The sequence below is a fragment of the Allorhizobium ampelinum S4 genome (genome assembly GCF_000016285.1).
Taxonomy (GTDB): domain Bacteria; phylum Pseudomonadota; class Alphaproteobacteria; order Rhizobiales; family Rhizobiaceae; genus Allorhizobium; species Allorhizobium ampelinum.
Genome location: NC_011988.1, coordinates 1,169,675 through 1,194,066, shown reverse-complemented (window position 1 = coordinate 1,194,066; position 24,392 = coordinate 1,169,675). Strand labels below are relative to the sequence as shown.

General features: G+C 57.0%; 38 protein-coding genes. 18 read left to right on the top strand and 20 right to left on the bottom strand.

What is annotated here, in order from left to right:
• Positions 1-58: 58 nt before the first annotated feature.
• The 18 genes from AVI_RS22465 to AVI_RS22375 all read right to left on the bottom strand — a co-directional run bounded on the left by AVI_RS22465 (position 59) and on the right by AVI_RS22375 (position 14,634).
• Positions 59-496, bottom strand: coding sequence for a hypothetical protein (locus AVI_RS22465; RefSeq protein ID WP_012654414.1), 438 nt, complete (start codon positions 494-496; stop codon positions 59-61).
• Positions 497-548: 52 nt separating this feature from the next.
• Positions 549-1,964 (bottom strand): phage major capsid protein, encoded by a 1,416-nt coding sequence (locus AVI_RS22460; RefSeq protein WP_012654413.1) that lies wholly within the window; start codon positions 1,962-1,964, stop codon positions 549-551.
• A gap of 9 nt (positions 1,965-1,973) precedes the next feature.
• Complete coding sequence (locus AVI_RS22455; RefSeq protein WP_012654412.1) at positions 1,974-2,828, bottom strand: head maturation protease, ClpP-related; 855 nt, start codon at positions 2,826-2,828, stop codon at positions 1,974-1,976.
• Positions 2,806-4,050 (bottom strand): phage portal protein, encoded by a 1,245-nt coding sequence (locus tag AVI_RS22450; protein ID WP_012654411.1) that lies wholly within the window; start codon positions 4,048-4,050, stop codon positions 2,806-2,808. Before AVI_RS22450 ends, AVI_RS22455 begins: the two co-directional genes overlap by 23 nt.
• Positions 4,050-5,792, bottom strand: a complete 1,743-nt coding sequence (locus AVI_RS22445; protein ID WP_012654410.1) for a terminase large subunit — start codon at positions 5,790-5,792, stop codon at positions 4,050-4,052. Before AVI_RS22445 ends, AVI_RS22450 begins: the two co-directional genes overlap by 1 nt.
• Before the next feature lie 10 nt (positions 5,793-5,802).
• A complete protein-coding gene (locus AVI_RS22440) occupies positions 5,803-6,444 on the bottom strand; it encodes a P27 family phage terminase small subunit (RefSeq protein ID WP_012654409.1) in 642 nt (213 codons plus the stop codon).
• A 136-nt stretch (positions 6,445-6,580) separates the two neighbouring features.
• Positions 6,581-7,063 carry an HNH endonuclease gene (locus AVI_RS22435; protein WP_244427788.1) on the bottom strand — a complete coding sequence of 161 codons (483 nt, stop codon included), beginning with the start codon at positions 7,061-7,063 and terminating at the stop codon, positions 6,581-6,583.
• A 163-nt stretch (positions 7,064-7,226) separates the two neighbouring features.
• Positions 7,227-7,850 carry a transcription termination/antitermination protein NusG gene (gene nusG, locus AVI_RS22430; protein WP_049777372.1) on the bottom strand — a complete coding sequence of 208 codons (624 nt, stop codon included), beginning with the start codon at positions 7,848-7,850 and terminating at the stop codon, positions 7,227-7,229.
• A complete protein-coding gene (locus AVI_RS29275; RefSeq protein WP_012654407.1) occupies positions 7,837-9,132 on the bottom strand; it encodes a helix-turn-helix domain-containing protein in 1,296 nt (431 codons plus the stop codon). The genes nusG and AVI_RS29275 overlap by 14 nt, the downstream gene beginning before the upstream one ends.
• The gene (locus AVI_RS22420) at positions 9,129-10,301 is read right to left on the bottom strand and encodes a DNA cytosine methyltransferase (protein ID WP_012654406.1); all 1,173 of its coding nucleotides are present in this window, start codon (positions 10,299-10,301) and stop codon (positions 9,129-9,131) included. The genes AVI_RS29275 and AVI_RS22420 overlap by 4 nt, the downstream gene beginning before the upstream one ends.
• Positions 10,298-10,591: a hypothetical protein gene (locus tag AVI_RS22415; RefSeq protein ID WP_071207954.1), complete on the bottom strand. Its 294-nt coding sequence runs from the start codon at positions 10,589-10,591 to the stop codon at positions 10,298-10,300. The genes AVI_RS22420 and AVI_RS22415 overlap by 4 nt, the downstream gene beginning before the upstream one ends.
• Positions 10,584-10,871, bottom strand: coding sequence for a hypothetical protein (locus tag AVI_RS22410; protein WP_041698702.1), 288 nt, complete (start codon positions 10,869-10,871; stop codon positions 10,584-10,586). The genes AVI_RS22415 and AVI_RS22410 overlap by 8 nt, the downstream gene beginning before the upstream one ends.
• On the bottom strand, positions 10,871-12,646 hold the full coding sequence (locus AVI_RS31210; protein WP_012654404.1) for a DNA translocase FtsK: 1,776 nt from the start codon (positions 12,644-12,646) through the stop codon (positions 10,871-10,873). The genes AVI_RS22410 and AVI_RS31210 overlap by 1 nt, the downstream gene beginning before the upstream one ends.
• Before the next feature lie 265 nt (positions 12,647-12,911).
• The gene (locus AVI_RS22395; RefSeq protein ID WP_041698697.1) at positions 12,912-13,100 is read right to left on the bottom strand and encodes a hypothetical protein; all 189 of its coding nucleotides are present in this window, start codon (positions 13,098-13,100) and stop codon (positions 12,912-12,914) included.
• A complete protein-coding gene (locus AVI_RS30640) occupies positions 13,097-13,330 on the bottom strand; it encodes a hypothetical protein (protein WP_139192348.1) in 234 nt (77 codons plus the stop codon). The genes AVI_RS22395 and AVI_RS30640 overlap by 4 nt, the downstream gene beginning before the upstream one ends.
• Positions 13,323-13,508, bottom strand: a complete 186-nt coding sequence (locus AVI_RS22390) for a hypothetical protein (protein ID WP_041698695.1) — start codon at positions 13,506-13,508, stop codon at positions 13,323-13,325. The genes AVI_RS30640 and AVI_RS22390 overlap by 8 nt, the downstream gene beginning before the upstream one ends.
• A gap of 3 nt (positions 13,509-13,511) precedes the next feature.
• Entirely contained in the window at positions 13,512-13,970 is a 459-nt protein-coding gene (locus AVI_RS22385) for a phage regulatory CII family protein (RefSeq protein WP_012654403.1), read from the bottom strand.
• A 469-nt stretch (positions 13,971-14,439) separates the two neighbouring features.
• Positions 14,440-14,634 (bottom strand): helix-turn-helix domain-containing protein, encoded by a 195-nt coding sequence (locus tag AVI_RS22375; RefSeq protein ID WP_012654401.1) that lies wholly within the window; start codon positions 14,632-14,634, stop codon positions 14,440-14,442.
• A 72-nt stretch (positions 14,635-14,706) separates the two neighbouring features.
• Between AVI_RS22375 and AVI_RS29270 the strand changes: the two genes are divergently transcribed.
• Positions 14,707-15,039 (top strand): helix-turn-helix domain-containing protein, encoded by a 333-nt coding sequence (locus AVI_RS29270; protein WP_012654400.1) that lies wholly within the window; start codon positions 14,707-14,709, stop codon positions 15,037-15,039.
• A gap of 546 nt (positions 15,040-15,585) precedes the next feature.
• Here AVI_RS29270 and AVI_RS22360 read toward each other — a convergent pair.
• On the bottom strand, positions 15,586-15,984 hold the full coding sequence (locus AVI_RS22360; RefSeq protein ID WP_012654399.1) for a helix-turn-helix domain-containing protein: 399 nt from the start codon (positions 15,982-15,984) through the stop codon (positions 15,586-15,588).
• A gap of 6 nt (positions 15,985-15,990) precedes the next feature.
• A complete protein-coding gene (locus AVI_RS22355; RefSeq protein WP_012654398.1) occupies positions 15,991-16,608 on the bottom strand; it encodes a type VI secretion protein in 618 nt (205 codons plus the stop codon).
• A 191-nt stretch (positions 16,609-16,799) separates the two neighbouring features.
• Between AVI_RS22355 and AVI_RS22350 the strand changes: the two genes are divergently transcribed.
• From AVI_RS22350 to AVI_RS22285, 17 genes are all read left to right on the top strand, one after another.
• On the top strand, positions 16,800-17,150 hold the full coding sequence (locus AVI_RS22350; protein WP_012654397.1) for a hypothetical protein: 351 nt from the start codon (positions 16,800-16,802) through the stop codon (positions 17,148-17,150).
• Between the two features lie 64 nt (positions 17,151-17,214).
• Positions 17,215-18,087, top strand: coding sequence for a DUF6551 family protein (locus AVI_RS29265; protein ID WP_012654396.1), 873 nt, complete (start codon positions 17,215-17,217; stop codon positions 18,085-18,087).
• Between the two features lie 68 nt (positions 18,088-18,155).
• Positions 18,156-18,314 (top strand): hypothetical protein, encoded by a 159-nt coding sequence (locus tag AVI_RS31205; RefSeq protein WP_156753185.1) that lies wholly within the window; start codon positions 18,156-18,158, stop codon positions 18,312-18,314.
• A gap of 7 nt (positions 18,315-18,321) precedes the next feature.
• Positions 18,322-18,522 (top strand): hypothetical protein, encoded by a 201-nt coding sequence (locus AVI_RS22340; protein WP_139192347.1) that lies wholly within the window; start codon positions 18,322-18,324, stop codon positions 18,520-18,522.
• Positions 18,519-18,839: a hypothetical protein gene (locus tag AVI_RS22335; protein WP_012654395.1), complete on the top strand. Its 321-nt coding sequence runs from the start codon at positions 18,519-18,521 to the stop codon at positions 18,837-18,839. The genes AVI_RS22340 and AVI_RS22335 overlap by 4 nt, the downstream gene beginning before the upstream one ends.
• Entirely contained in the window at positions 18,836-19,009 is a 174-nt protein-coding gene (locus AVI_RS31200) for a ribbon-helix-helix domain-containing protein (protein WP_156753186.1), read from the top strand. The genes AVI_RS22335 and AVI_RS31200 overlap by 4 nt, the downstream gene beginning before the upstream one ends.
• A complete protein-coding gene (locus tag AVI_RS22330) occupies positions 19,006-19,329 on the top strand; it encodes a hypothetical protein (RefSeq protein WP_012654394.1) in 324 nt (107 codons plus the stop codon). Before AVI_RS31200 ends, AVI_RS22330 begins: the two co-directional genes overlap by 4 nt.
• The gene (locus tag AVI_RS31195; protein WP_156753187.1) at positions 19,322-19,483 is read left to right on the top strand and encodes a hypothetical protein; all 162 of its coding nucleotides are present in this window, start codon (positions 19,322-19,324) and stop codon (positions 19,481-19,483) included. Before AVI_RS22330 ends, AVI_RS31195 begins: the two co-directional genes overlap by 8 nt.
• Positions 19,480-19,845, top strand: coding sequence for a hypothetical protein (locus tag AVI_RS22325; RefSeq protein WP_012654393.1), 366 nt, complete (start codon positions 19,480-19,482; stop codon positions 19,843-19,845). The genes AVI_RS31195 and AVI_RS22325 overlap by 4 nt, the downstream gene beginning before the upstream one ends.
• A gap of 1 nt (position 19,846) precedes the next feature.
• On the top strand, positions 19,847-20,053 hold the full coding sequence (locus tag AVI_RS22320) for a hypothetical protein (RefSeq protein ID WP_041698684.1): 207 nt from the start codon (positions 19,847-19,849) through the stop codon (positions 20,051-20,053).
• Positions 20,046-21,182, top strand: a complete 1,137-nt coding sequence (gene dnaN, locus AVI_RS22315; protein WP_012654392.1) for a DNA polymerase III subunit beta — start codon at positions 20,046-20,048, stop codon at positions 21,180-21,182. Before AVI_RS22320 ends, dnaN begins: the two co-directional genes overlap by 8 nt.
• Positions 21,175-21,720, top strand: a complete 546-nt coding sequence (locus tag AVI_RS29260) for a hypothetical protein (RefSeq protein ID WP_012654391.1) — start codon at positions 21,175-21,177, stop codon at positions 21,718-21,720. Before dnaN ends, AVI_RS29260 begins: the two co-directional genes overlap by 8 nt.
• The gene (locus AVI_RS22305; RefSeq protein ID WP_012654390.1) at positions 21,702-22,445 is read left to right on the top strand and encodes a hypothetical protein; all 744 of its coding nucleotides are present in this window, start codon (positions 21,702-21,704) and stop codon (positions 22,443-22,445) included. The genes AVI_RS29260 and AVI_RS22305 overlap by 19 nt, the downstream gene beginning before the upstream one ends.
• Entirely contained in the window at positions 22,442-23,263 is an 822-nt protein-coding gene (locus AVI_RS22300) for a hypothetical protein (RefSeq protein ID WP_012654389.1), read from the top strand. The genes AVI_RS22305 and AVI_RS22300 overlap by 4 nt, the downstream gene beginning before the upstream one ends.
• Positions 23,263-23,586: a hypothetical protein gene (locus AVI_RS22295; RefSeq protein WP_041698680.1), complete on the top strand. Its 324-nt coding sequence runs from the start codon at positions 23,263-23,265 to the stop codon at positions 23,584-23,586. Before AVI_RS22300 ends, AVI_RS22295 begins: the two co-directional genes overlap by 1 nt.
• Positions 23,579-23,926 carry an HNH endonuclease signature motif containing protein gene (locus tag AVI_RS22290; protein WP_012654388.1) on the top strand — a complete coding sequence of 116 codons (348 nt, stop codon included), beginning with the start codon at positions 23,579-23,581 and terminating at the stop codon, positions 23,924-23,926. The genes AVI_RS22295 and AVI_RS22290 overlap by 8 nt, the downstream gene beginning before the upstream one ends.
• The gene (locus AVI_RS22285; RefSeq protein ID WP_041698677.1) at positions 23,927-24,385 is read left to right on the top strand and encodes a hypothetical protein; all 459 of its coding nucleotides are present in this window, start codon (positions 23,927-23,929) and stop codon (positions 24,383-24,385) included. It abuts the gene before it with no gap.
• Positions 24,386-24,392 lie beyond the last annotated feature (7 nt).

Genomic DNA, 24,392 nt, shown 5'->3' with positions numbered 1-24,392 from the left:
AACCACCCATCAGGAGAAATGCAGGGCCGAAAACCCGGCCCCGCCATTATCGAATAAATCAGGCCTGATTGGCCTGCGGATTGTTGAAGCCATTGCCGAGGATGACGCTTGCAGCAATCGGCGTACCAGTGCCATGCGTGCCGCCAAAGTCCGCCAGCAGTTTCAGGTAGCGCTTGCCGCCCTTGTAGCCGTATCGGTAAACCGCCGCCGCAGCGTGGGCCGCTGTCAACGCCTTGATAATGCCGTTGGAAATGCCAGACACACCAAGCATGTCAGCATCCGCGACATTGGTGTATGTCGTGTTGTCATCGGAATGGGTCAGCACGAATTCAATCTTGTTCGTTCCGCTGAATGTGATGCCCCCAACGCCGATATCCAGGCAAATTTCAGCGGAATCATACCCGCGAAGATCGATTGCGGTGGGCGTATTGTCGGCAGTCAGTGTGGCGTTGCCGATAGCGACGACGCGCGAAATACTCGAATGCAGATCCTTCATGGGACCAGTCCTTTTCAAAGTGCGATTGATGAAAGCGCCTGACCGAGAAAGATCAGCTTGTGCCGATCTTCAGGAGCTTGATGGCTTCGAAGTTGGTCACACCGCCGCCAACGCGCTTGGTGGTATAAAAACCCACCTTTGGCTTATTGGTGTATGGGTCGCGCAGAACCCGGATGCCAGTGCGGTCCGCAACCATATAGCCGCGCTTGAAGTCACCAAAGGCAACAGGGAACGCATTGGCTGCCACGGCAGGCATGTTGTCGTCGGTGTAAACTGGCTTGCCGAGGATTGTCGGAACTTCACCAGGAGCGGAAGGGTCGCGCCACAGGTAATTCCCCTGACCGTCCTTCATTTTACGGATCGACCCCATCGTCGCATCAGATGTCAAGAATGATGCGTTGGTCCGGTATCCGGCTTTCAGGCCATAATACAGATCAATGAAGGCGTCGGCAGGCGCGGAAGATGCAAACCCACTTGCACCGCCAGAAACGACGAAGCCAAGACTTCCCCAGGCGTAGCTTGCATTGGCAATGGTATCGTAAGCCAGGATGCCGCGTGGTTTTTTGACGCCATCGCCGCTGATGAAGGCGGCGCCTTCCTTTTCAGCAAATGTAATGCTGACTTCATCGGCAAGCCAGGTGGCGATGTCGATAATGCCATCATCCAACATCTTTTGCGTGGTGAACGGATTGGCATAAAGCTCCATGACCGTCAGCACGATTTCACGCAGGGTCGGAGTGCCGGTTTCCGGGCGGGACTCTTCCTCGCCGACCCAACCGGCGCCAGACCCACCCATGTTGACGAACTTGGTATAGGTGTCCGTGCCAACCGGCATAACGGTCGCAAGTTGCCGCATGGTGCTGACAGTGCCGAGAACCCGGTCAATCGTGGTTTCTGTTTGCGTCGGCACCAGAAAGCCGCCGTCCGGGTCAGATTGCGTCGTCAAGGCCGCCTTGACTTCAAGGTCTGCAAGGCCAGCGTCCGCGCCTTTGCGGAACCACTTGTTGAACGCGCCGCGATGTTCGCGCTGATCAGCACTTTCCACGCCATCGCCAGCACCGCCAAGCTTGGAGGCGGCCATCATGGCGTTGACATCATCCAGCGCCTTTTGCAACGAAGTGATTTCGTTGTTGATCTTATCGACCTTCTCAGTCGTCACGACATCGGCGAACTTATTCTTGATGCCCTTCAATTCTTCCTCATGGGAAGCCTTGAACGCTTCCACGCTCTTTTTCAGCTCTTCAAAAATCTTTTGCGCATCGCCTTCGTTGCGCACACCAATCACCAGACCACGCGCACGATGATTGAGTTGCGGCGCAACCGTCATCACCATGGCAAAGCCGGTGACATGCGCATCCAGAGGGAGGATCGCGGCGGCATGCGCACCACCACCCAGGACCAGAAGAAACAGGAGGGCGGAGAGAAGAACGAGACCGAGCGCGATGGCAGGGTTGAATCTCATAGACATGTTGAGTCCTCAGAGTTTGAAAATTTCGATTAGCTGCCGGGCGGCAACCATGGATTTGCCTGCATCGCGCGCGGCGGAGGTGCTTGCATCACGCTGGGCACCGGAACTGTTCATTTCACCCAGAAGCTCGCAGCGCTGGCTTCTGGAATATCCTGATCGGGCAAGCGCGGCCTCAACTTGGCGGCGCGCCTTGACCGTATCGCCCTTCGCGGATGCCGAGGCATCGCCGGAGAGTTTCAGCCCCTCATCAACGCGATCCGCAAAGCCATTTTTCACGGCATCGGATGGAGACATGAAGGTTTCCGCATCCATCAAAGCAACAATATCCTTGCGCTTTGCGCCGGTACGAGCTTCGTAAATGTCGGCAAGTGCACTGTCGAACCCGGCAAAAAGGTCCGTCGCAGTGCGCAGATCGTGTTGATTGCCAATCACCGCGCCCCAGGCATTATGCACCATCATGAACGAGCCGAGACCCATGACGATCTCGTCCGCCGCCATGGCGATGATCGAGGCAGCACTGGCGGCCCACCCCAAAACATTGACTGTCACCTTGCCCGGATGCGCCCGCAGCATGTTGTAAATGGCGATGCCTTCAAACATGTCACCGCCTGGACTGTTGACCTGGACAATCACTTCCTTGTTGCCAATCTGTCGCAGCGCAGCAGCCGCCCGCTTGGCGGTAAATCCGCCGCCTGACCAGTAATCTTCACCGATCACATCGAAGATGGAGATAATATTTTCACCTGTCGCATCAGCGGCCTGCGGACCATCGGCCCACTTCGCCAGCACGTCGCTTGGCGCGTCCCACTGGAAGTTTTGCGGGCGCGTAAACGTCTTTGCCTCAGGCAGGGTTCGCAGGGACATTTGCAGCTCCAGTGTTTGATGTTGTCGGCTGGGGAAGCACATCCGCTTCGCCGCCATGCGCGGGAAGATCCTGGAGGCCTCGTATTTCGTCTTGCGTCATCCAGGCCCGCCCGCCGCCGGAGCCAAGCGCCTTGGTGAAGAACTCTGCCTGATCTTTCATCGAGCCGCGCAACAATGCGCCCTCATTGAATTTCGGCACATATTCCTCTTGCTCTTTTTCCGTCAGGCAGTCGCGGGATATGGCCTGTTCCCAATTCGTGAATTGCGCACTCAGGCAATATTGAATGAAGAACAACCCCAGCGCTTCAATGCCGGAACCCCAGGCCGTCTCATCCATCATCAACAAGGGCCGTGGCGTTCCCATTATCCGGGCGATTTCTTCAATCTGGAAATGCAGGTTTTCAACCTGCTGATTATCGCCAAGCGAGTTTTCAAATTGGGTGGCCTTCAAATCCTCTTCAAGAAGCAGCCACTTTCCGGCATTTTCTGCGCCGGTTCTTTCCGCCATGGACGCTTTCAGGAAACCTCGAGCCTCAGGAGAGAGTTTGTTCGGCGTACTCAAAGCCCCGCCAAGCTGCATATTGTTGTCGAACAGCTTCTTCACGGCCTGCTTGATCGTCGCCGTCATCAGCGCCGAATCCCGCGCCTGATCAACTCTCGATCCACCAACCACGCCGTCCTCAAGATCGAGATCGCGGATAGCAAGCACTTCGTTTTGCGCCAGCGTAACCTTCGCGCCATTCCTGTTCGTCAGCTCATAGGTGATGGACCAGTCAGCATTCTGTTTTGCAACAACCTGGAATTTCGCCAGCGGTTGCAACTGGATAATCCGGCCACTCGATCTGACGATCTGGGCATAAGCAACGCCGCGCCGCAAAAGCTGCGACTGCATGAGGCGCTTGAACTCATAGGCTGTCTGCCAATTGTTCGGCTTGCGGTGCAGGATGGAAAAAAGCGGATGCTCTTTTGCCTTGCCCTTATCCTTGTCCTGATACATCAGATGCAGCGGCAACATGCCGATGCTTTCGCAATGCAGGCGAACGGCCCGGTTGATTGCACCATTCCGCATCAGATCCGCGCTTGGCGCACCATTGACCGCCGACCTGATGGCCTCAAGCAAGCGCGGATCGTTGGCGCTGTACTGCCTTCCACCGCTATCGCTTTGCGTTGCTGCCTTCGGTTGCCCGGAGACAACACCGCCAAGCGCTCGAAGCCATCCCATCAAAGCACCTCAATACCGCGCTCGTCATAGACCGAGCTGTTATCTTCTGTATTCATCCCCAAACCGACCCCCATGACAGCGGCGACAATGCCGTCGATCTTGTCGGCAGAGCGCTTTTTCGCGGGGATGTAATTCAGGTTTTCGTCAAACCGGACGGCGCAATGACCGGCCATCCAAGTCAGTATCGGGTGGCCGCCGTGTTCAATCTTGCGTGCCAGCACCAGGCGCTCAAATTCCTTTGTCGGACCGGAAAGCGTTTGGTGTCCCATGCGCATTTCCTGAAACAACTCCGGGTCAACGCCTTCGCGCTGCAAATCCCCCTGGAGCTTTTGCGCATTCCATGGATCGACGCCGATCTTCAAAATCTGAAAATGGGCAATTGCCAGGATGATCGCATTCAAGACAAAGTTCTGATCGACAGCATCGCCGGGCGTCGTCAGGACAACCTCATCAGCCGCCCATTTTTTCCAGTTGACGCGCCGGTCTTTCGCCGCCCGCTCGTCCAGCGTTCCCTCTGGTATCCAGAACAGAGGGATAAGGACCCATTCATCAAAGTCATCGTCTGGTGGCAACGTTACGACCATGGACGTCAAGTCCTGCGTGGCCGAAACGTCGCACGACAGATAGCCGCTACGGCCCCTGTGCTTTTCCCAGAGATCGCGCCAGGACTGCGCATCCTTCGTGCATTCCGCCCAGACCGAGCGCGAAAGCCAGCCGGAAATCTCATCAACCCACTGGTTGAGGTGATAGCAGCGGAACCGGGCCTCCTTTGGAGGTGACCCTTTGGCTTTCTTGTATTCCGTTCGCAGGAAGTCCAGTGTCGGTGTCAGGCCAAGGCTGGGGTTTGCTTTGCGCCAAACTTCCTCGTCCGTCCAATCGTCGTCTTCACCAATGGCAAAGTGAATGACAAGGGTTGTCGGATCTTCCTTTTCGCCGCGCATGATCGCGACAGATTCTTCATACCATTCATAACCGGTCAGCGACTGCTTGCGGCCAGCCGTCGAAGCGTAAAGTTCGATGGGCTGGAGCCGGGCGCCGGAGCTTTGCCGCAACGTATCGGCCAGTTCCGTTGATTTCCATTCATGGATTTCATCGCCAACGGTTACGGTAGCAGAGCGGCCATGCTTTCCGTCCGGCGACCCGGTCAGGAGCTGGCAGCTCGAATTCGTTTCCATCACATAGATAGACTTGTCGAAGATCGCGATCCGCGCGTTGCCTTGCGCGTCTTCCATGATGCCGTTGGCCTCACGAATGATATCCTTCATCTTCTCAAACGGTACGCGGCCCTGATCTTCGTTGCGGGCAAACACATACCCTTCCGCCCCGGCCAGCTTCTCCAGGCAAAAGAACAGAACACCCAGCGCCGCCAGAAATTCAGACTTGCCGTTCTTGCGCGGTATCCAGAGATCGAGGCGACGGAACACCCGCACATGCTCGATTGCCGGTTTATGCGTGCGAGGATCGATAACCTCAATCGGCTTTTTCCAACCAACCAGAAGCCGGACGGTAATTTCCTGCCACTTGACCAGGCGGAAGGGAATGCCCTTGAACCGGTCATTGGTGAGCCGGAAAATATCAGGCCACCGCGCAACGACAGTATCGGCCTTGCGGTGATCGAACCATGCACCGGCCACCGCCGCCGCCCGGTTCCATCCTGAAATCGCCCACTCATACGCCGGATCGTCGGCGACATCTGCCAACCATTCGGGGTAAGGCATGGCCAGCGGAAAAAGCGCGGCCATGATGCCTCCATCAGTTCAAGGCGCCTGGTGGCGCGCTATCCGTATCGTTCATAAGCCCCATCGGATCGTGACCCGCTGGCTTCTCCGCCTCTGGCGCCGCTGCGCGTGGCGACGATGGATGGGCGCCACCCAATGGCAAGCGCCCCTGCGTGGAATTGAAACTCTCGACCCGCAAAAGATCCTGATCCCGAACCGGTGTGAACCCGAACTCCGCCTCCAGTAGCCGCAAGGCCGTCTCAGCTTTACCCATGAAATCAATGTTCGGATGCGTGCGAATGACCGTCTCACCATCACCCTTCACAACCTTGATGGCCGCGCCGCCTTTCGGCAGATCCTTGCGAAGCTGCTCACTGGCTGCCAGGAAGAATTGCTGCCAGATGCAATAGCGGGTCAGAGCATGCCGGTACGCCGGACGCCTGCGGCCCGCCCTCAACAACACATCCGACTGATGCCGCCAGATCTTGATAGCCATCTGGTAGTAAGCCGGTGCAGTCGTAAAAACCTCAGGCAGCGGAAACGGATCGTCGGCAGTCGCCGCAACCTCGGAAGCTGCCCTCGCTACCGCCTCGATTTCCTTTTCCACAGCGCCACGCCTGCGACCCGGAAATCCTTTTGCCGCTTGCTCCAGCGGATCACCCTTGCGCCGTCCCATTGATCCGCCTTCACTTCCAACGCCAGACGCCTCCCCCAATGCCGTCCGGTACAGAAAAAATTATTTCCCGCCAAAAATATCGCGCCCCTTTTTTGTGTGGGGGGCCGCCGGTCCGGCGCTGCGGGGGTGTAGACTTTTACCGGGGGGGGTGGGGTTCCGGGTTTTCGATGGCGTCCGTTCGAAGGCCCGCCGCGACCTTGAGGGCCGTGTTGCTATTGAGCCACAGCTCATTGATGCCAATGCGACCTGCTGCGTACATCAGTTCAAGCCTTTGCTTGACGCTGTCGTGATGCCACTTGCAACAGGGCTGCCACATAGCTGTGTCCCAGAACTTATCGGGATCGCCATGGTGCGGATCAACGTGATCGACCACACTTGCCGCTTCCGTCCTGCCTTCCGCTAGGCAACCAATGCAGAGCGGACGAGAGCGCAGGAACGTGTCTCTGGCCTTGGACCACCGATGGTTATAACCCCTACTGGCAGCACTGCCACGCCACTTGTCCGCAACCTGCTTCTGCTCTTGCCGGGATGGCATGCCGGATGGGCGAAACTGTTTGGCGCGCTTCATACTCTTTAACGACAAAAGGCGACCGCATTGGTCGCCTTGTCTGTCAATCATTTGGGCATGGCTTACGCACTGGCCCTGAAACACATATCGCCTATTGGCTAGGTTCAGGGCTGGGAGCTGACCGGCGACTCATCCTCGGTATTTCTACCCGCCATTCTCAGGCGTTTTCAGAGGTTCGCTACAGGATCATCAGCTGTTCCGTGGCATATGGCTCTCACAGTTTACCGAGCATTGCAAGTGGCATCGTCACCGGCACTTGTGCGCCTAGTATCTCTACCGATACCACCACATCACCCCTGCCCCGTGTCCCGCCAGATATGACCTCAGCAGCAAACCCAGAGAATGGCCCATTCACCACGCGGCAACGTTCGCCAACCTGCAAAATAATATCAACAGGTGCATCAAGGTCATAGGCACCACATACAGCTAATTCCTTGAATACGTTAACTTCCTTTGCAAGGATCGGCTTTGGGTTATCATACCCACCAATGACGCCTGACACCCCATCCACACCCAGCAAACCGGCTAGGATCACCCCGTTTACAGGCAGGCAAACCAGCACATACCCATGGATAACAGGCACCCACCGCTCTGGGAAAACGCAACGACCACGTCGCCTTTCCGGTATCCGGCGCAGTGGAACCAGCGCCTCAATCCCGTAACCATCCAGAGCCTTTTCCACAGCCTTTTCCCGTCCAGATGCCACCCGAACCGCAAACCAGCGCCGCACTAACCCGCAATCAGCCCTGCCAAGCGCAAGTGATTCGAGCTTGATGCGCCTGTCGTTGCTCACGCCACTGCCAATCACTACACCGGAAATCTGATTAAGCTGCATCATCGTGTGCCCCTCGTTCCAACAGTGAGCGCGCCGCGCGCTCGAATTCATCAAGGCCCTGCGGCCCACCTTTCGGGAAATAGACCACACGCATCGCGCCGGTATCCGGCACGAAGGGGAGGAAGTTCTCAGCATGCCAGTCCCGCCATGCGTCCCACATGGCAGAGCCAACCGGCACTGCCTCGCAGAGCGCTTTCAGTGGTTCCAGGTCGGGATTGATCGTCACGCTGCCACGGTTGCCCGCTGCGTTGTGCAGCCGGTTCGCTTCAGGGTAGCCTTCGGCCATCGTCAGGCGCTGGTGTTCCATCGCCTCGAAATCAGCCGGGAAGATCAGTTCCCCATCGGCATCGATCCCAAGGCCACGCCGTTCGGCATACTTCTGCGCTGCCAGCGGTCCACGCCGGGTGCAGGCAGCATAGGCAACCCGCACGGTTTCACGAAGATCCTCAGGCAGTTCGATAGGGCATGGCCCTGCCAGAAACGCCATATGCCTCGCTGCTGCCCAGGCAGGCCCGAACACCGGCACGGCGATCTTTCCGCCAGCCACAACAGGAGCAACAGCCGCTGGCTTGGCAATCGCATCCAGCTTTTCCCAACGCTTTTCCGAGAGATAGGCACCAGCCGAGCAGACGAACTTGCGTCCCGACGCCTTGGCAGCCTCGACATAGGCTGCACTCAGCTCCGCCGCCTTTACCCGCTCCGCCGCTGTCAGGGCAGCCCAGGCCTTACGGGCAGCAGGCTCGCTATCGGTCACAAAGGTTGGCCAAGTCGCATACCAGCGCTTGAAGGCCTGCTCGACTGCTTTTGGATTTTCCTCTTCTGCGCTCTCGCGCTCACGCTCTCTCTCAATTACTGGTTCTCTTACTGGTTCCCTTACAGAGTTACTGTCCAGATTCTGGACACGGCTTTCGCCATTTTCTGGACACGGCTCGCCTGTTTTTCTGGACACGGCGTCCTCTTGTCCGTGTCCAGATTCTGGACACGGCTTTTCTGAAACCTTGGCAACGAAATCCCGTTCAAAAGCAAAGCTGTAGAGGGTAGATTGCTGCCGATTGCTGCCCTGTTGGCGGCGCTGGCGACGGGCGATCAATCCGGCCCCTTCCAGCGCTTCCAACTGCACATTGAGCGACGATCTCGACAACTCGCAATCCTCGGCAAGACGATCCTGCGAAGGGAAGCAACCATTGTCAGGATGATAACGGTCGCATAGATGCCACAGCACCAGCTTGGCCGCAGGCTTAAGCCCACGCTGGCGAATGGCCCAATTGGTGGCGTCGTGGCTCATGCCGTCACCTTCATAGCAAGAAGCCGAGCTGCGCTGGCGGAGCCTCTCGCGGCAAGCCGAGCGACAAGAGTGCGGAACGCATACGCGCCTTCCAATGGCACAACGCCGTTGCCGAGCAACCTAAGTCGGTCCACGCGAGCAATGTCCAACCTGGAGGCCAGCCCATCAGCCACTCGACAAAAAGAGGGTTCAAGCTCCGGCGAGGCCGCAAGTGCGCTTCGCCAACCGTCGAAATCATCAGGCCGAGGCGGGAACAAAGTAGTTCGGCCTGACCATTCATGAGTAACTCGCTGCGACGATCCCCGCTTCTCGACTTCCGTCCGCCCTGCACATCCGCTACCGATGGAGTGGACCAAAGGGCTGCCACCTCGTTCAAAGGTGGCGTCCTGCTCCCCCTGTCGCACAAATTCTGCTGGTTCGCGCCCTTGCCATCCCTCGCCTGTGGCGTCGGCCACAACGCCGCTACCGTCGAAAGGCTCTCTTGCGTCCCCCGGCTTGCCGGGTTGCTGCGGTCCCGAAACCCCAGCCGCGCCTCGTTCGCCAATACTGTCGGCCAAAGGCTTCCTACCTGTTGCGTCAACGATGCACCGGTCATTAATTCCGTTATCGTCCCGCCCCGCGAACCGTCGCTCGCCGATGGCGTTTGCCACCGCGAGGATGAAGAGCCGTTCGCGCTCATGTGATGCGCCAACTTCTGACGCCCGGAACAATCCGCCCTCAACCGAGAAGCCCAATCGCTGAAAGTCTCGCCAGACACGCTCCGCACCGCCCGAAGACAACATCCCACGGACGTTTTCGATAAGGACGAACCACGCGCCTGACTGGACGATGATGCGCCGGGCGACCGACCAGAGGTCGCGTTCGTCTTCCTGACCGCGCCGCTTTCCTGCAAGGCTGTGAGGCTGACACGGGATGCCGCCAATGAGGCCATCCACAAGGCCGCGCCATGGTCTGCCGTTGAAGGTTCTGGCATCGCTCCACACAGGCGCTGGAGCCATGAGGCCCGCTTCCATTGCTGATACCAGCGCGCCGCAGGCAAAGCCTTCCCTCTCGACCATGCAGACTGTTCGAGCGCTTGGAACTGCCAGTTCGACGGCGAGATCGAGGCCGCCGCCTCCGGTGCAGAGACTGATGATGTTGGTGTGTTGGGGATGTAGAGCCACATTCATCTCGCCCCCCCAATCCGCACAATTTCCCGCATGCGCGATTTCTCAAATTCCAGCCGAGCAACAACCGTTGCGGGCAAATCACCGTCCGCTAGGCGTGGCGCATTGAAAGCCTCGACATGGGCGGAAAGGGCCGGAATGCCATCACCAAAGCCGCATGCGGCCAGCCTGTGGCGCGCCGGGACTTCGAGCCGTGACAGCACCGCATGCGGCGTTGTCAGTAGCCATGAGGCCCTGTCTGCCTTGGTGCTGCACAGCTCAAGCCGCGACAGATAAGCAAGATCATCAACCACGGTCGCCACCCCGCTTCCATACGCCACCGTAATCAACGACGATGGATCGCACAGCCTCTTCATCGCGAATAAAAACAGGCGGTTGGCTACGGCCAAAAAACACCGACAGGAACAAACGTCCGGTCCTGTTGACCTCCGCCAGTTCGTCCGCCGTCAGTTGCCAGCACGAGACAGAGCAATGGCCATTGGTATACGTGTACAGGTCAGAAACCGTTTCTTCCTGTCCGGCAGGCGCACGCAGCACCATGTTTGCGCCGTCAAATTTCACGGGTTGAGCCATCACAATGCCCCCTTGATTTTATCTGTAAAAATAGTGCGTCGGCCCGCCGCGTCCGGTTCGGAAACCAGCCCCTCGGCAATCAACCGCGCCACGATGGCCGCCGCCTTGGCATGGCCTAGTTTCAACTCACGCTTGAAATAATCGACCGAGGCCTTGCCCGTGCGTGACACGAGATCGAGGGCATTGGCATAGAGAGGATCGGCCTCAGTGGGTGCTGCGGCATCATCCGCCGCCACATCAACAGCGCCCTGAAATTCATCGCCTATGACCAGCGAGGCCTGCTTGCCGGAAATGGTATCGGGGCCGCGATTTGCCGCCCGTGCGCGCCATTCGCGCGTCGCAACCACGGCGGCCACATCAATCGCGGAACTGATGCCCTTGCTGGAAATCACCCACTGGTCATCACCGGCAGGCTCTATCAGCCCATTGAACTGCATGGCGTCGAGCAGCGCCTTTGCCACATCCTCACGCACTGCGACGTTGCTACGGAACCGGCGAAGGTCGAACGGCTCCATATGCTTGATCCAAAGCATGGCGCGCTCGAATTCTTCCTCAACCCGCTGGTCAATGGTTTTGACGGGCGTGGTTCGCTTCGGCTCTTCCTGATCGACGACCGGGCGGCCCACCGGCCCCACATGCCCGCCAGCACCGGGCGGCAATGCCGCCACACCCTCGAATTTCCGCCAGTCAATCCGAATAAGCTGCGGAAAGCCTTGGCCATAGGAACCGTCTTCGTTCTGTTCCCAAACGAACCAGGCCGTGTTCATCTGGCTACTGGCTTCAGGGCCGGTCCAACCTTCCTGATGCATCATTGGCAAGCGGCGGGTGAAGACATAGATCCTGCTTGGCGGGCATTCCTCCATGGCAAAGATGCGATCTTTATCTTCGCAGCCGCACATGAAGTTGAGGTTCAACAGCAGCGCCATCTTGCGGGGGCGATGCGTCCGCAGCGCATGCGCCACGAAACGGTTGAGAATTTCCTTGCCGTAGGGCGGATTGGTGACGATATCCCGCCCCAGATCGGTGGGCCGCGATTGCAGGAAGTCTTCCACCCGCTGCAATTCGCCATGCTGGTTTGCAAGGCCGCGATCAACGATATCGGCCAGCTCCATGGTATAGCCAGCAGCCTGCATAGGCCGGGAAATGCCGCCATCGCCGCAAGCAGGCTCCAGCACGTCGGCTGAAAACGATTCCAACGCCAACAGGGTCGCCACGGCGCATTCGTGGGTGAAGTAGGCATTTACGCCGCGCTCTTCCTGGCTGCGGCTCTTCGTGCCGATGGCATGGCCCGCCGCTGTCTTGATCGAGGCGCGGCTAGGTTCCAGCCCCTCATTCACTCGAGCCTCAACCACCCGGTCGATAAAGCCCGGCTGCGCCCGCTCCGCATTGCGCAGATGCCGCGCCTCATGCAGGCGGCGCTTGTCAATGCCGACATCTTCAAGCGAAAAACGGTCCTCACCTTGGACCGTTTCGGGCCGTCCGCCGCGAGAGAGCTTGCCTTGCGTTTGGGCCTCATCCACCGCATCGGCCATGGCCACGGTGCAAAGGCTCTCGATTTTCAGGGCATCGGCCTGCATACGCCGCGCCTTGTCGATCATTTCGCGGCTGGCCTTGACCTTCTCCGCATACCGGCCCGCCGCCTTGGCCTGTTCGTAAGCGCCGGATGACAGCAAAAACGCCGCCTGCACGTCGCCAGCGTCAAACGCCAGCCGCGCCCGCTCGATAGTGATGACCAACTCGGATGTATCGGCTGTGATGGGAGTGAGTGCGTTCATCGCGGCGCCCTCACACCGGCAAGCTTCGCAACTTCCCGCATTCGTCCAATATCTTTCGAACGATCGTCTGCGCTGCCGCCATCAACGATAAATCGACCAGCGCTGAAAGTTTCTTCTATTTCAAGGCATTCTTTAACGACCTTTGTCGGCATTCGCCCCGAACCGTCGCACCAGGCGCAGTCAAAGTTGAATAGCCGAACCTTGCCACTCCCCTTACATGCCGGGCAGCAAATCTTCGTCACACGCAGTTTCACCCGTGCAGCCATCACCATCCCCCTCGCCCGGCATCATCCAGCAGGTCGCAAACGTCCTGCTCGGAAAGCCCAAGCTCATGTGCAATTTCAAACGTGGATTTCTTGCCGCTGTGAAACAGCTCAACCACCAGCTCCATGCGGCGGCGGCGCGCCGTGAGCTTCAAATCCGGGTGGTCGCTCAATTGCTTAAGGCCGCTCATGATGCGGCCCCTTTGCATTCTTCTGTCAGCAGCCGGGCCGCCAGCGCCGTTGCATTGCCACAGGCTTTCAGCGCGTTGACCTTGTCGTCATCAACAGTGGCCGAAAAGATTGCGTCACAAGCATAGGCGCTCTTGTAATGGCCGCCGACGTTCACAAACACGAGCCTTTTGGATTGACAAACCGGGCATTGCTCCAGCCTTCGCAGCCGTTCAATATGCGCCTCAGCCACGCTGCACCCCCTGGCATGCAATGCAATGCCGCTCGATAATCTCCGCCATGGTCAGCACCGCGCCGCAGCGCTTGCACTGGCTTTCGTGGCTCACCCGCACGGGCTTGTGCGCCGCAAGGTTGGTTTCGCGGCAATGGCGATGGATGGATTTGGCAACCACGTGTTCGGCGAGCGTCATGGCTCAACCCCTCGCTTTCAGCAGGATCTCTTCCACCTGCCGCACCAAGGGCAGACCGGCGCGGATAATATCTTCGCGCTCGCGGGCATCGATCCGGTTGTCCGCCGTGGCATCCGCCACCACGCCTGCCAGCTTGGCCGCACCCAGCGAAAGCATTAGTGCATCGTGTTCGCACAAGCTGGTTTCATTGGTGCTGCCATCATCTGGCACCAGCCGGTAGCCAAGCTGCCGGGCCATTTCCGCCAGGATAATAGGTTGCCTAGCCCGCTTATCCGCCTCGACAGCAATATCGATCGGTATCAGCGATTGCGCGTTTTCAGGCCCAAGCCCGGCATATTTCGAAAGGGTAGAAACGCCGACCCGTGTCAAAACTGCAAAGCTGGTGACACCGCCGCCCAGCACATAGGACGCTTCTGTTGCGCCCTTGAGATCACCAATATTCTGTTCGCTAAGAGCGCGCATAAAACCTCCAAAACCCGTCAAGGAAACATTTCGGCGCATCGATTCGGTGACGCGCAAACCGGAGAGCCTTACGCAGCGTCAACCAGATCAACCGACCCGGAACGCCATGCGAAAGACAGAAAACCACCCACGCAAAAAGCGGCCCGAAGCCATCGCCTCAGGCCGCTCGCGCATTGCCCCAACGCAAAACCAGCGGAGCGAAGATCAAAGGGGAAGCTGGCCGCAATGGCGGTCGCGGCCAGCACCACAACCCGGCGAAGGATTGGAAAGGACAGCGCCGGGCAATGGTAAAAAGGGGAAGCCGCGCGGCGATGTTTCGAGGACCGCGCAGCCCCACACACGCCGCGAAGAGAAAACGGCGCGTATTGGAATAAAAAGGCAGCCGGGCGTGAAGGTCCGCCCGCCCGGCTGCAATGACCGCGCAAGTCAGGGACGAGTGGCGCGGTTTGGGAACGGTAAATCGAAGCCGTCATTGTGCGGCCTCTTTCGGGGAATGACGCTCACGCAACTGACCAATGAGAATGGTCGCAGAGCCGCGAGGCTTGGCGGTTCCGGTTTCCCATTGCGAAACCATACTCTGGCTAACCCCGACTTCGCTTGCGAACTCAGCTTGCGTCATCTTTAGGTCAGCGCGGATGGCTTTAACGTCGATATCGTTGCTCATACCAGCACTATTAAAAACTAATAGTTCAAAGTCAACGAGTTTCTAATAACCATCTATGGCATTTTCAGAATCATGAACAGCATTGGTGAAAGATTGAAGATGGCGAGGCTCGCCGCTGGCTTTGCAACCGTTGAAGAAGCAGCGGAGGCAATGGGCGTGAATTATCAAACCTATGCCGGGCATGAGAATGGGCGATCAGGCTTTAAGTCTGATTCCGTGATCCGCTATTGCAAAAAATTCAAGATATCGACTGATTGGCTTTTGACAGGAAAAGGGAAAGGCCCGCGTGGCGAACACGACGCAGCATGGGAAATATTCTTGATTGCGAGCAGCTTGCCGGAAGAAGAGCTGGATCGAGCTAAGCGCATTATGCAGGCCGTTGCAGAAGGAGCTAAGACCGGCTGATTAATATCAAATCACCGCCATCCTGGGATGTCCATTTACCGCCCCGCTCGGTCGAAAGCATATTCAATAGCCTATCCATGTCGCTAGACTTTGCCTTTGCCCCTGAAAAATCACCTTTATTCGTAAGATCCCCCGTTATCGCCACACTTGCCAGCCCTCCAGCGACAGAAAACAAAGCGCGCCTCTTATACATAAAACTCCCCTAGAAACCCTTTATTCATCAAGTTTCTAGTCCCCATTTCAGGACGGCTTCAAGCTTTATATTTACTCCATTTTAAACAATTCCCGGCGGCAATCACTTAAGATAAACCTAAAACGCACCGTCAAACCGCACAATTCCCGTGTTTTAGAGCCCGCGCAGAAAATTAGAAGTTTCAAAATTATAACTGACAGACTGAATCTTTCTTATTTATGAGTAGATCCTCATTTAGCCGTTACCCCCTATATTGTCATAGGTTTTTAAAGGGTGGCGCATGGCAAAGCAGATCGATCAGATCATTAAAGCAATGTCCGACATGGGTGTTGATGAGCGTAAGCTCTACGTCATCACGCTTGGCTGTCTTGCGTGCCGCCTTTACGTCGCATGTGACTATGGTCAGAAAGCTGTTGAGCAACCCTCACGGCTTCTTGAACTCTTTCCGGGTGCGTCCGCACAAGGCGAGCCAGAGAGGAAAAAATAGCGGCAATTTCCTCAAGGTGTTCAGGATCATTTCCACGGACGATCCGGGAAAGTTTCATGCCGCCGTAGGTGACGGGATTAACGGCGACTAATTCAGTCGTTGTGCAGCTCAGAGCATCCGCGAGCTTTTCCAATGTCACGCTGTTGAACGCCTTGCGGCCCAACTCGACATTCGAAAGATGTTGCAGGCTAATACCAGCTTTAGCCGCGAGCTGCTTTTGACCAAGGCGCCGAAACCGCCGCCACTCCGAAAGATAGGTGTGCATCTGGACCTACCAGCGGCAAGCTTGGCGCAGAGGCGCAATGTCATTTTGCAAACCTGCCACCTGGAAAGTAGCAACCATCGGCGCGCCGTTAAATGGGGTAAATCGAAGAACAATGACGTTTGCCGCCATGATCTTCTTAATCAACGGAACAGCTGTTCCGCCAAATAAACCTAGCCATTTATGATCGGTTGTCGATGTGAAGCCCTGCGTAAACGGTGCGCCACTATCCAGCCTTATGGTAACTTTTCCAAAGCTCTGAATATCCGCAAGGAAATGATTACCGGCGCCGATAAGAATCGACGTTTTCCCCTCGAAGCACCTCAATAGAAGGGTGGCGTTGATCTTCTTGAGCGAAAATTTATCGTCAAATTCTTCATCGGAATCAGAGCCGAGAACAACGGTCTGACTATCATCGATCTTCGACTTATCAATCACAATCGCCCAGTTGGACGCACTATTGTTTTTGGTGACCGTCTCGGACTTAAAGACGGCGTCATAGCACAACAAACGCTCCCCCGCGTCCGTAACTTTTGCGCAATCTACCCCCGTTTTTGCGTACCCATACATCGGCCAAAGCGCCCAACCGGCAAGTATCGTTGCCATCATCATAATCCGCTTAATCATTGCGCCCCCACACAGTAAACAACCACAGCCCACGCTTGCATAAATTTCGCACGCTGGAAAGCGGACAGCTGGTCTGCGCCAACCTTCTCGATATGGCAAATTCGTAGCAGTTATTATTTTCTAATATTTTCGCTTGACGAATAACTATTAGTTTTTCATAGTGCAGCCAGCCAATCGAATTACCCCAGAGGTTGGCAAAAGCAGACGCCGCCGGATGCCACCTGTCCCCACAACCCCACCATCCGGCGGCGTCACCAGAAGAAGAGGATCAAGAAATGAAACCGGCAAAAACGCTCAATGCCCAGATCGCGCAGATGGAAAAAGCTGCGCGATGCAGCGAGAACGCCGGTCTCTTCTGGAAACAGATCGCTTTGGTTCTTCAGGTTTGGCAATCCACCAAGCAAGGCTTCATGCCGACTGTGCAATTTGATCCTCGCTATCAGGGTGGCCTTCGCGATCTGGCTGCCGCCTACAATCGCTTCAAGTCAGCTTTGGTTGATGCGGTGAATGTCATCGCTTTTGAAAATCAAGCAAAGCCCTGATCCCCTCCGGTTTCCGCAGCCCCACCCCCTGCGGTTTCCCGAACGGATCTTTGAGGAAACGCCAATGCGACCAATCCCTTTGCATGCCGACAACAGTCTATCAACGGAGCCAGGACCAGCGCCGATGCTGCAATGGGTTCCCATTGCCGATCTGGTGGTTGATGACGCTTATCAGCGCGACCTTGACCGCAAAAACTGGACAGCCATCCGGCGCATTGCCAGCAATTTCAAGTGGTCGCGCTTTTCTCCGGTATTTTGCGCGCCAGTCGAGGGCGGAAAATTCGCAATAATCGACGGGCAGCACCGGGTTCATGCGGCAGCTTTGTGCGCGATTGATCAGGTTCCGTGCCAGATTGTGCCTATGGACCGCGCCGAACAGGCAGAGGCATTTGCTGCGGTCAATGGTGCTGTCACCGCCATAACCAGCTTCAATATTTTTCGTGCTGAATTGGCCGCAGGTAATCCGGCGGCGGTTTCTCTCAAGGCCGCCATAGAGGCAGCCGGATGCAAGATTGCCACCAGCAACGGAAGCAAAGGCAGCAAGCCGCCAAAGACCATCTATTTCGTTGGCGGCGCCAAGGATTTGTACGGAAAATATGGCGACCGGCTTACCCAGGCGCTTTCCATCCTCGTTCGATGCGATGGCTTTGACGATAATCAGGATTTGTGGGCAGCCGGCATCTTGCGCCCAATACTTGAGGCGCTTTGCAGCGCTCCGCCGTTCCTGTCTCATCCCGATATCGTCGCGGCAATCGACAGTTTTGATGTTTTTGCCACCATCAGCTCCATGGATCAGCAGCGCAAGAAACGTATGCGTGACGGCCTGCCAAATGTCAGCAGCATGGAAATGCTGCGCACCGAGTTTTTCAGGCATTTGGCAGCCGAGCTTAAGGCCGCTGGATCATCCCATCACCCCAAGACCATGGAAGCAGCGTGATCCCCTCCGGTTTCCGCAGCCGATCCACCCCCTGCGGTTTCCCGAACGGATCAATAAAGGCACCCATTATGCCCAAATCCCTTGACCACACCATTACCCGCATTCCCATCGACGTGCAGGCCATGCTGGCCAGCGATGCCGAGGCGGCAAACCGCGATGCAAAGCGCATCTGCTACGGCCTGGCGCTTGGCATCGCGCTGTTCACCATCATCGTCAAGATCTTGTGAGGTGGACATGATCACACCATCCACCCCGCAGGAAGAGCAGCCCTTGCGCGCCGAAAATGACCGCATGCGCATCATCCTTTCCCGCATTGCCCGCGAGATCGACCCTTGCACCGACATCGGCCCCACCAGCCCCGTCGAGCGCTTCGCCACCATCCCGCAGGATCTGCGCCAGCAATTCCGCCTGCTGCATATGGAGCTTGTCAGATGATCGACATCATCAAAGATATCTGGGACGCCTCACGTCCGGTTTTCCCCTACTGGCCAATGGTGATTTTCGGCGGCACGACCATCGCGCTCGCCTTGCGTCTGGACGGTGAAAAAGCCAAATCCCACCGCGAACGCCTCCGCCGTGTCCGCACCGACGCCGCCATATCCTTCGCCGCCTCACTGGAGCGCGGCACGGAAGCCCGCAAATTTATCCTGTTGTGGCGGGCTGGCTTCATGCACGAGATCGGCGAACAGTTCCCGGCCTTCCAAGCTCACATGGATGCCCGCATTGCAGCGGCAATGGGTGGCCAGCCATGAGCGAGCGTAAAGAGCTGAAGGATCTCCGCATCTCAGTGATGATGACGGAGTCCGATTTGAAGGCAATCGACAACTGGTCTTTTGAAAACCGTATTCGCTCCCGCGGGGAAGCCATAAGGCGTCTATTTCGTATGGGCTTGGAAGCAACCCCTCAGGATGGACAGCCATGACCACCCAATCCACCGCCACCATCCTCCCTTTCCCGCGCCGCCGCCCACCCTTGGTCGTAGATAACGACACTTCGACCAACCTATTCAACGCTGAGATTTCCATCGCCAGCCTGTCCCACGAATTTGACATCGAAGCCGAAAACGTCCGCCACGGCGCAAGGCTTTCCCAAAACGGCGGCATCATCAATGGCCGGGCGCTGGCCTGGGCCTGCCATGCCGCGCTGCACATCATCAACCTGCGAGGCAACCTGCACACCGACCACGCCTTGAGCCACGCCATCCGCACGTGGCTGCAAGCCCGGAGGCAAGCTGATGGCTAAACCAGCCCAGCCCACCACACTCTTCCGCCTCCATTACTCGGATGGCACCACGGCGGATATCGAGGCCACCAGCGCCGCCGAGGCCCGCAAGTCCGGCCACGTCCCCGGCCTGCTGATCACCAAATGCAAAACCCTGAGGGAGCATGCGCAATGACCCACCATGCAGCCTACGCCAACCGCCCGACAGACGCCGAGCTGCGCACCATGGCCGCCGCCAGAATGACCACGGCTGATATCGCCGCCCATTGCGGTTGCGGCAAGCACAGCGCCCGCAAATGGATGAATGCCGCAGGCTGCCAAAGCGACCGCCAAGGCGGCTGGAATATCCCCTCACTCGACCCCGCCCAGCCCGCACCCAAGCCGACAGGCAAAAGCGTGCTGGAAGAGCAATTCCCCTTCATCCGCACCCACCGCGTCAAAACCATCACCGGCACGATTGCCACCCTGCCCGCCATCACCATGCAGATCGCCTACCGCGAAAGCGTGCGCGGCGGACGGCAAGCCAAAGGAGTTTGAAATGGCAAAAATTCACCCAGACGAAGCTCTTGCAGCTCGCCGCCGTGCAGATGTCCGGCGCGTTTACAGAATGATTGCTCTCGGAGAAGACAAGTTGGATATCCTGCGAGAGTTTTACGACCTGCTCCCCGACGCAGACATGCTTCTGCCAGAAGCAGAACTCCGCATTGCCGAGGCTTACGCGAAGGAAGCCCCCCCTCATGGCTGATACCTTCCTGTTTCGCGTCCATCGCTCGCAGATCCTGCCTGCCCTCAATGCAGTATTCGAGGCGGTCGATCCGCGCTCGAATATCCCGATCCTTCAAAACGTCCTGCTTTCCCCAAATGCAGAGCGCCTTCGCTTGTCAGGCACCAACATGACAGTGGAGGTTGAAACATCCTGCGATCTGCTGGAAAGCGCATCAGGCAATCCACTCACATTGTCTGGCAAGGCGCTGCTCGATATCGTTAAAAGCTTTTCCGAAGTGGCGGAAATCGAGTTTTCCTTTGATGATCTACGCGGTCAGGTCCGCGTAAAGTCGGGCCGCTCTCGGTTCCTGCTGGCCACACTCCACGCCGATCAATTCCCGACGATTGCATCGCTGGCGTCCGGCAAGTCGGTGGCGGTCGATATGCCCTCGCTGATTTCCGCCATCGCCCGTGTCAAATATGCCCTGTTTGACCATAAGGACAGAGCCTATCTGTCGGGGATTTTCATCCACCCGGAAGAAGGCGAAAACAAAATCGCCGTAGTTGCTGCCGATGGGCACAATCTCGCAGTTGTGCGTTTTCCGTGTGAGGCTGGCACAACCTTCCCCGGCGCAATCATCCCCATCAAAGCTATTGATGCAATCAGAAGACTGTTTGGCGAGACCAAGGCGTCTGCCCAAGTCAAAATCTCTGACGAAATGATACAGATCTGCTGTCATGACGTACGCCTCACATCAAAACTGATCGATGCCGTCTACCCAGACTATGACGTTGCAATTCCTAAGGACAATACCAGCCGTATCATCGTTGATGCCAAGCATCTTATCAATGCAGTGCATCGCGTCTGCCTCGTCAAGAAAGATGATAAGCGCGACACGATCAAGCTTGTCGGGTCAAATGGCATGTTGCAGGTGTCCATGGCCGCGACTGACGGCGAAGAAGCCGTGGAGGAAATCGCAGCTGAATATAATGGCCCGCAAATCAGAATCGGCTTTAATGGCGACTATCTGAAAGATGCCCTATCCAGCATTAAGACGACTGATGTAGCGATCAACCTGCTGACAGAATCAAGCCCAGGCCTTTTGACGCCAACTGTCGGCACGGACGAACTCTATGTCGTCTATCCACGGGTCTTGCCACATGACTGACCGTGAGGCCCGCGCAAAGCAACTCGAAGAAATCCGCCGCGTCGATGCCCTTGCATCGACCGAATGGCTGCGGGGCCTCGACCCCGCCAGCCGTGCGCCGGTCTTGAGCGTGCGCGAGGCCGGATCATCTACCGTGCAGGATATCGCCACCCTTCGCCCAGGCATCAGCTTTGACGATGAACAGATGCTGATCAAGGGCCGCGCATGGATAAGCTTCCTGCTGTCAATGCTGGATGCCGCCATTGCGCGCATCCACGCCCAGAACATGGAAATCAGGAACCTGGAGCGCAAGGCCGCAGGCAGGGAACCACCCAACTACGCCGCAGAATGCGCCATGGCCACCCAGCACAACAATTTCCGCCTCTGGCTGATCGACCAGCACGGCATGGACCCATCCGCCGACGCCGACCGCATCAAAACCCGCGTCCGCACCATGCTGCAAATCAAGTCGCGGGCCGAACTCAACACAGACCCCGCCGCCGCATCCCGCTGGCAGCGCATGAAAAAGGATTTCGAGACATGGAAAGCACGGAAGTAATTGCGCAGGGTGAGGATCGTCGTCACGGCGATTGGATGCAGACCTATTCCGGTCGCAAGTTCTGGCCATGCGATCCACGGCCCGAAGAAATCCATATTGAAGACATAGCCCATGCGCTATCCATGGCGTGCCGCTACGGCGGCCATTGCAACCACTTCTATTCCGTGGCGGAACACTGCGTACTCATCAGCCATCAAGTGCGCAGTGAAGATGCCCTCTGGGGCCTGCTGCACGATGCAGCGGAAGCGTATATTTCCGACATCATCCGCCCGGTAAAGCCCCATCTGAGTAACTACAAGGCGTTTGAAACAAACCTGATGACGGCCATCTGCCTACGCTTTGGCTTGCCGCTGGTGACGCCCGAAAGCGTGCGATGGGCCGATGAAGCCATCCTCGGTGACGAACTGAGCCAAGTCATGGGTAAGCCACCCGAACCCTGGGGCCTGCGGTATCGCCCGATAGGCGTGGAAATACACGGATGGTTTCCGCAACGGGCAGAGAAAGAATTCTTGGAGCGCTTTTACCAACTTGCCCCGCGCGAATGCCCGATCTGCGCCACCCCATTCAAGCCCGAAGACATCTGCGCCACCGATGTTGAAATGGGAACGTGCCACGCCGCCTGTCTGGAAGGATCGCCTGTCGTGGACCTCGATAGCGGCGATGTTCTGCCGGATGGCGAAGTTGATACCTTTCAGTGTGGCGATGCTGCGGAGGTTCCCCAATGACCATCACAAGTGAAATCATCGCCAAGTTGAAGGAAGACATGGGTGCGTCTCCAGTGGACGACATAACCGTGATCGACCGCAAGCAGCTTGAAGCATTGGAAGCCGCCCTTCCGCAGACGGCGGCAACGCACCGCCACAAAAAGCGCGGCAGCACATACGAGTTGATCGGCATCGGCAAAATGCAGACCGAGCATTGGCACGACCCGAACCTTGATGCTGAGTATGACAATCAGGCAGTTGATATGCGGGAAGTCGCTATCTATCGCGCCACCGAAGACGGCAATCTGTGGGTGCGGCCCCGTGAAGAATTCGAAGATGGGCGGTTTGAGGAGCTGCCTGTCGCAACCGTCACCACAGCGCCAGCGCAAGAGCCGGTCATCACCCTAGATGATCGCATGAAGGCTGCCGGAATGCTGACAATCGCGGAAATGATGGGCGCTACACCCCTCACGCGCTTTATGTCAAATCCAGCCATCAACACAATCCAGTATTTTTCGGAGTGGCTTGATCGGAAGGTCTCTTCATATCTTCTGATGAAGGCGCCCTACGATCTTGGCGATAAGAGCGAGGATGACGAGCTTTATGAATGGGTACTGGCCCATGCTGGTGTTTTCTCCGCGATCCGGGAGCAGTTTCGCGTTGTGCTGTCAGCCATGCCCGACCAGCAGGCCCGCATTGCAGAGCTGGAGGCAGCGCTTGCTGATATGCTCCCGCCCAACCTGCCTTGGAAACGCGATGCAGATGGCGTCCTAATTCATCACAAGGTCGCCGCAATAAATGCAGCCCGCACCGTCCTCAACAAAGGAAAGGCAGAGTGATGTCTGAGCCTATGTTCCCAATCCTCAACGACCCAATTATCAAATGCATTCCATGGGCGCTAATTCAGCCACACGAAAAGCAAGCGCAAACTAATCATAGCCAGACCTTGCGCGGTCTCGCTGGTCGAGGTGGCTTATCAATATGCGAGGCCTACTACATCCTCAGCGATAAGCCGTATCCAATACAAGGACTCAGGCAGACACATGAAGTCAAGGCTTCATATCGGTCCGCGCTGATGCGGATCGCGCTCGAATTCGAGAAAGAGAAAACCCTTAAGGAGGCGCTGGCCAGCGATACCACGGAAGGCAGCGCCGATGCCTGACGAGAACCGCCGCGAAGAGATCCGCGAACGGATTATGTCTCGCGTGATTGAAAAACAGGAAACGGGTTGCTGGATCTGGACAGGTCCGACCTCCGGCAACGAAGGACGCGGCGCGGGCTATCCGCGCATGTCGCTCAGTGGTCAGACGGTAGCTGTCCATCTTGTCATGTGGACCAATGAATTCGGCTACATCCCCGGAAAGAAGGAAATCGATCACGTATGCCGCAACCGGCTTTGCGTGCGGCCTCACCCCGATCATCTGGAGCTTGTCACCAAGAAACGAAACGCCCTTCGGCGCGAACAGGCGAAGCGGGCATTCGCTTGTATGGAGGTGCAATAAATGATGAAGCAACGCTTCTGTGAAGTGTGCAGTGTCGATATCAGCGGTCGTCTAGGGCAAACAAAAGTATGCTCTGAAGCTTGTAAGGCCGCCAAGGCAAAAGCCCGATATGAGGCAAACCGAGCGCAAATTTTGGCGCGAACCAAAGAATACCAAGCGGCGAACAGAAGTAAGATTAACGCCAAGAAGCGGGAACGCTTTCAGCGCAATCCAGAAGAGCGGATCAAGAGAAGAGACCGAGAATCCGAGAAGAAAGCTCAAAATCCAGAACTTTTTAAATTCAAAAGACGCGAAGCTGCAAGAAGAAGGCGAGAACAGGACCCTGAAGCCTATTACGCCAAGTCTCGCGGTAAGCAGCGTGACATTCGCCGATCCGATGAATATCGAGCGAAGCGCCGCCAAGAATACGCCGAGATGTCGGCGGCACGCAAAGTTCTAAAAGAAATGAACTTACTCTGAAAGGAAG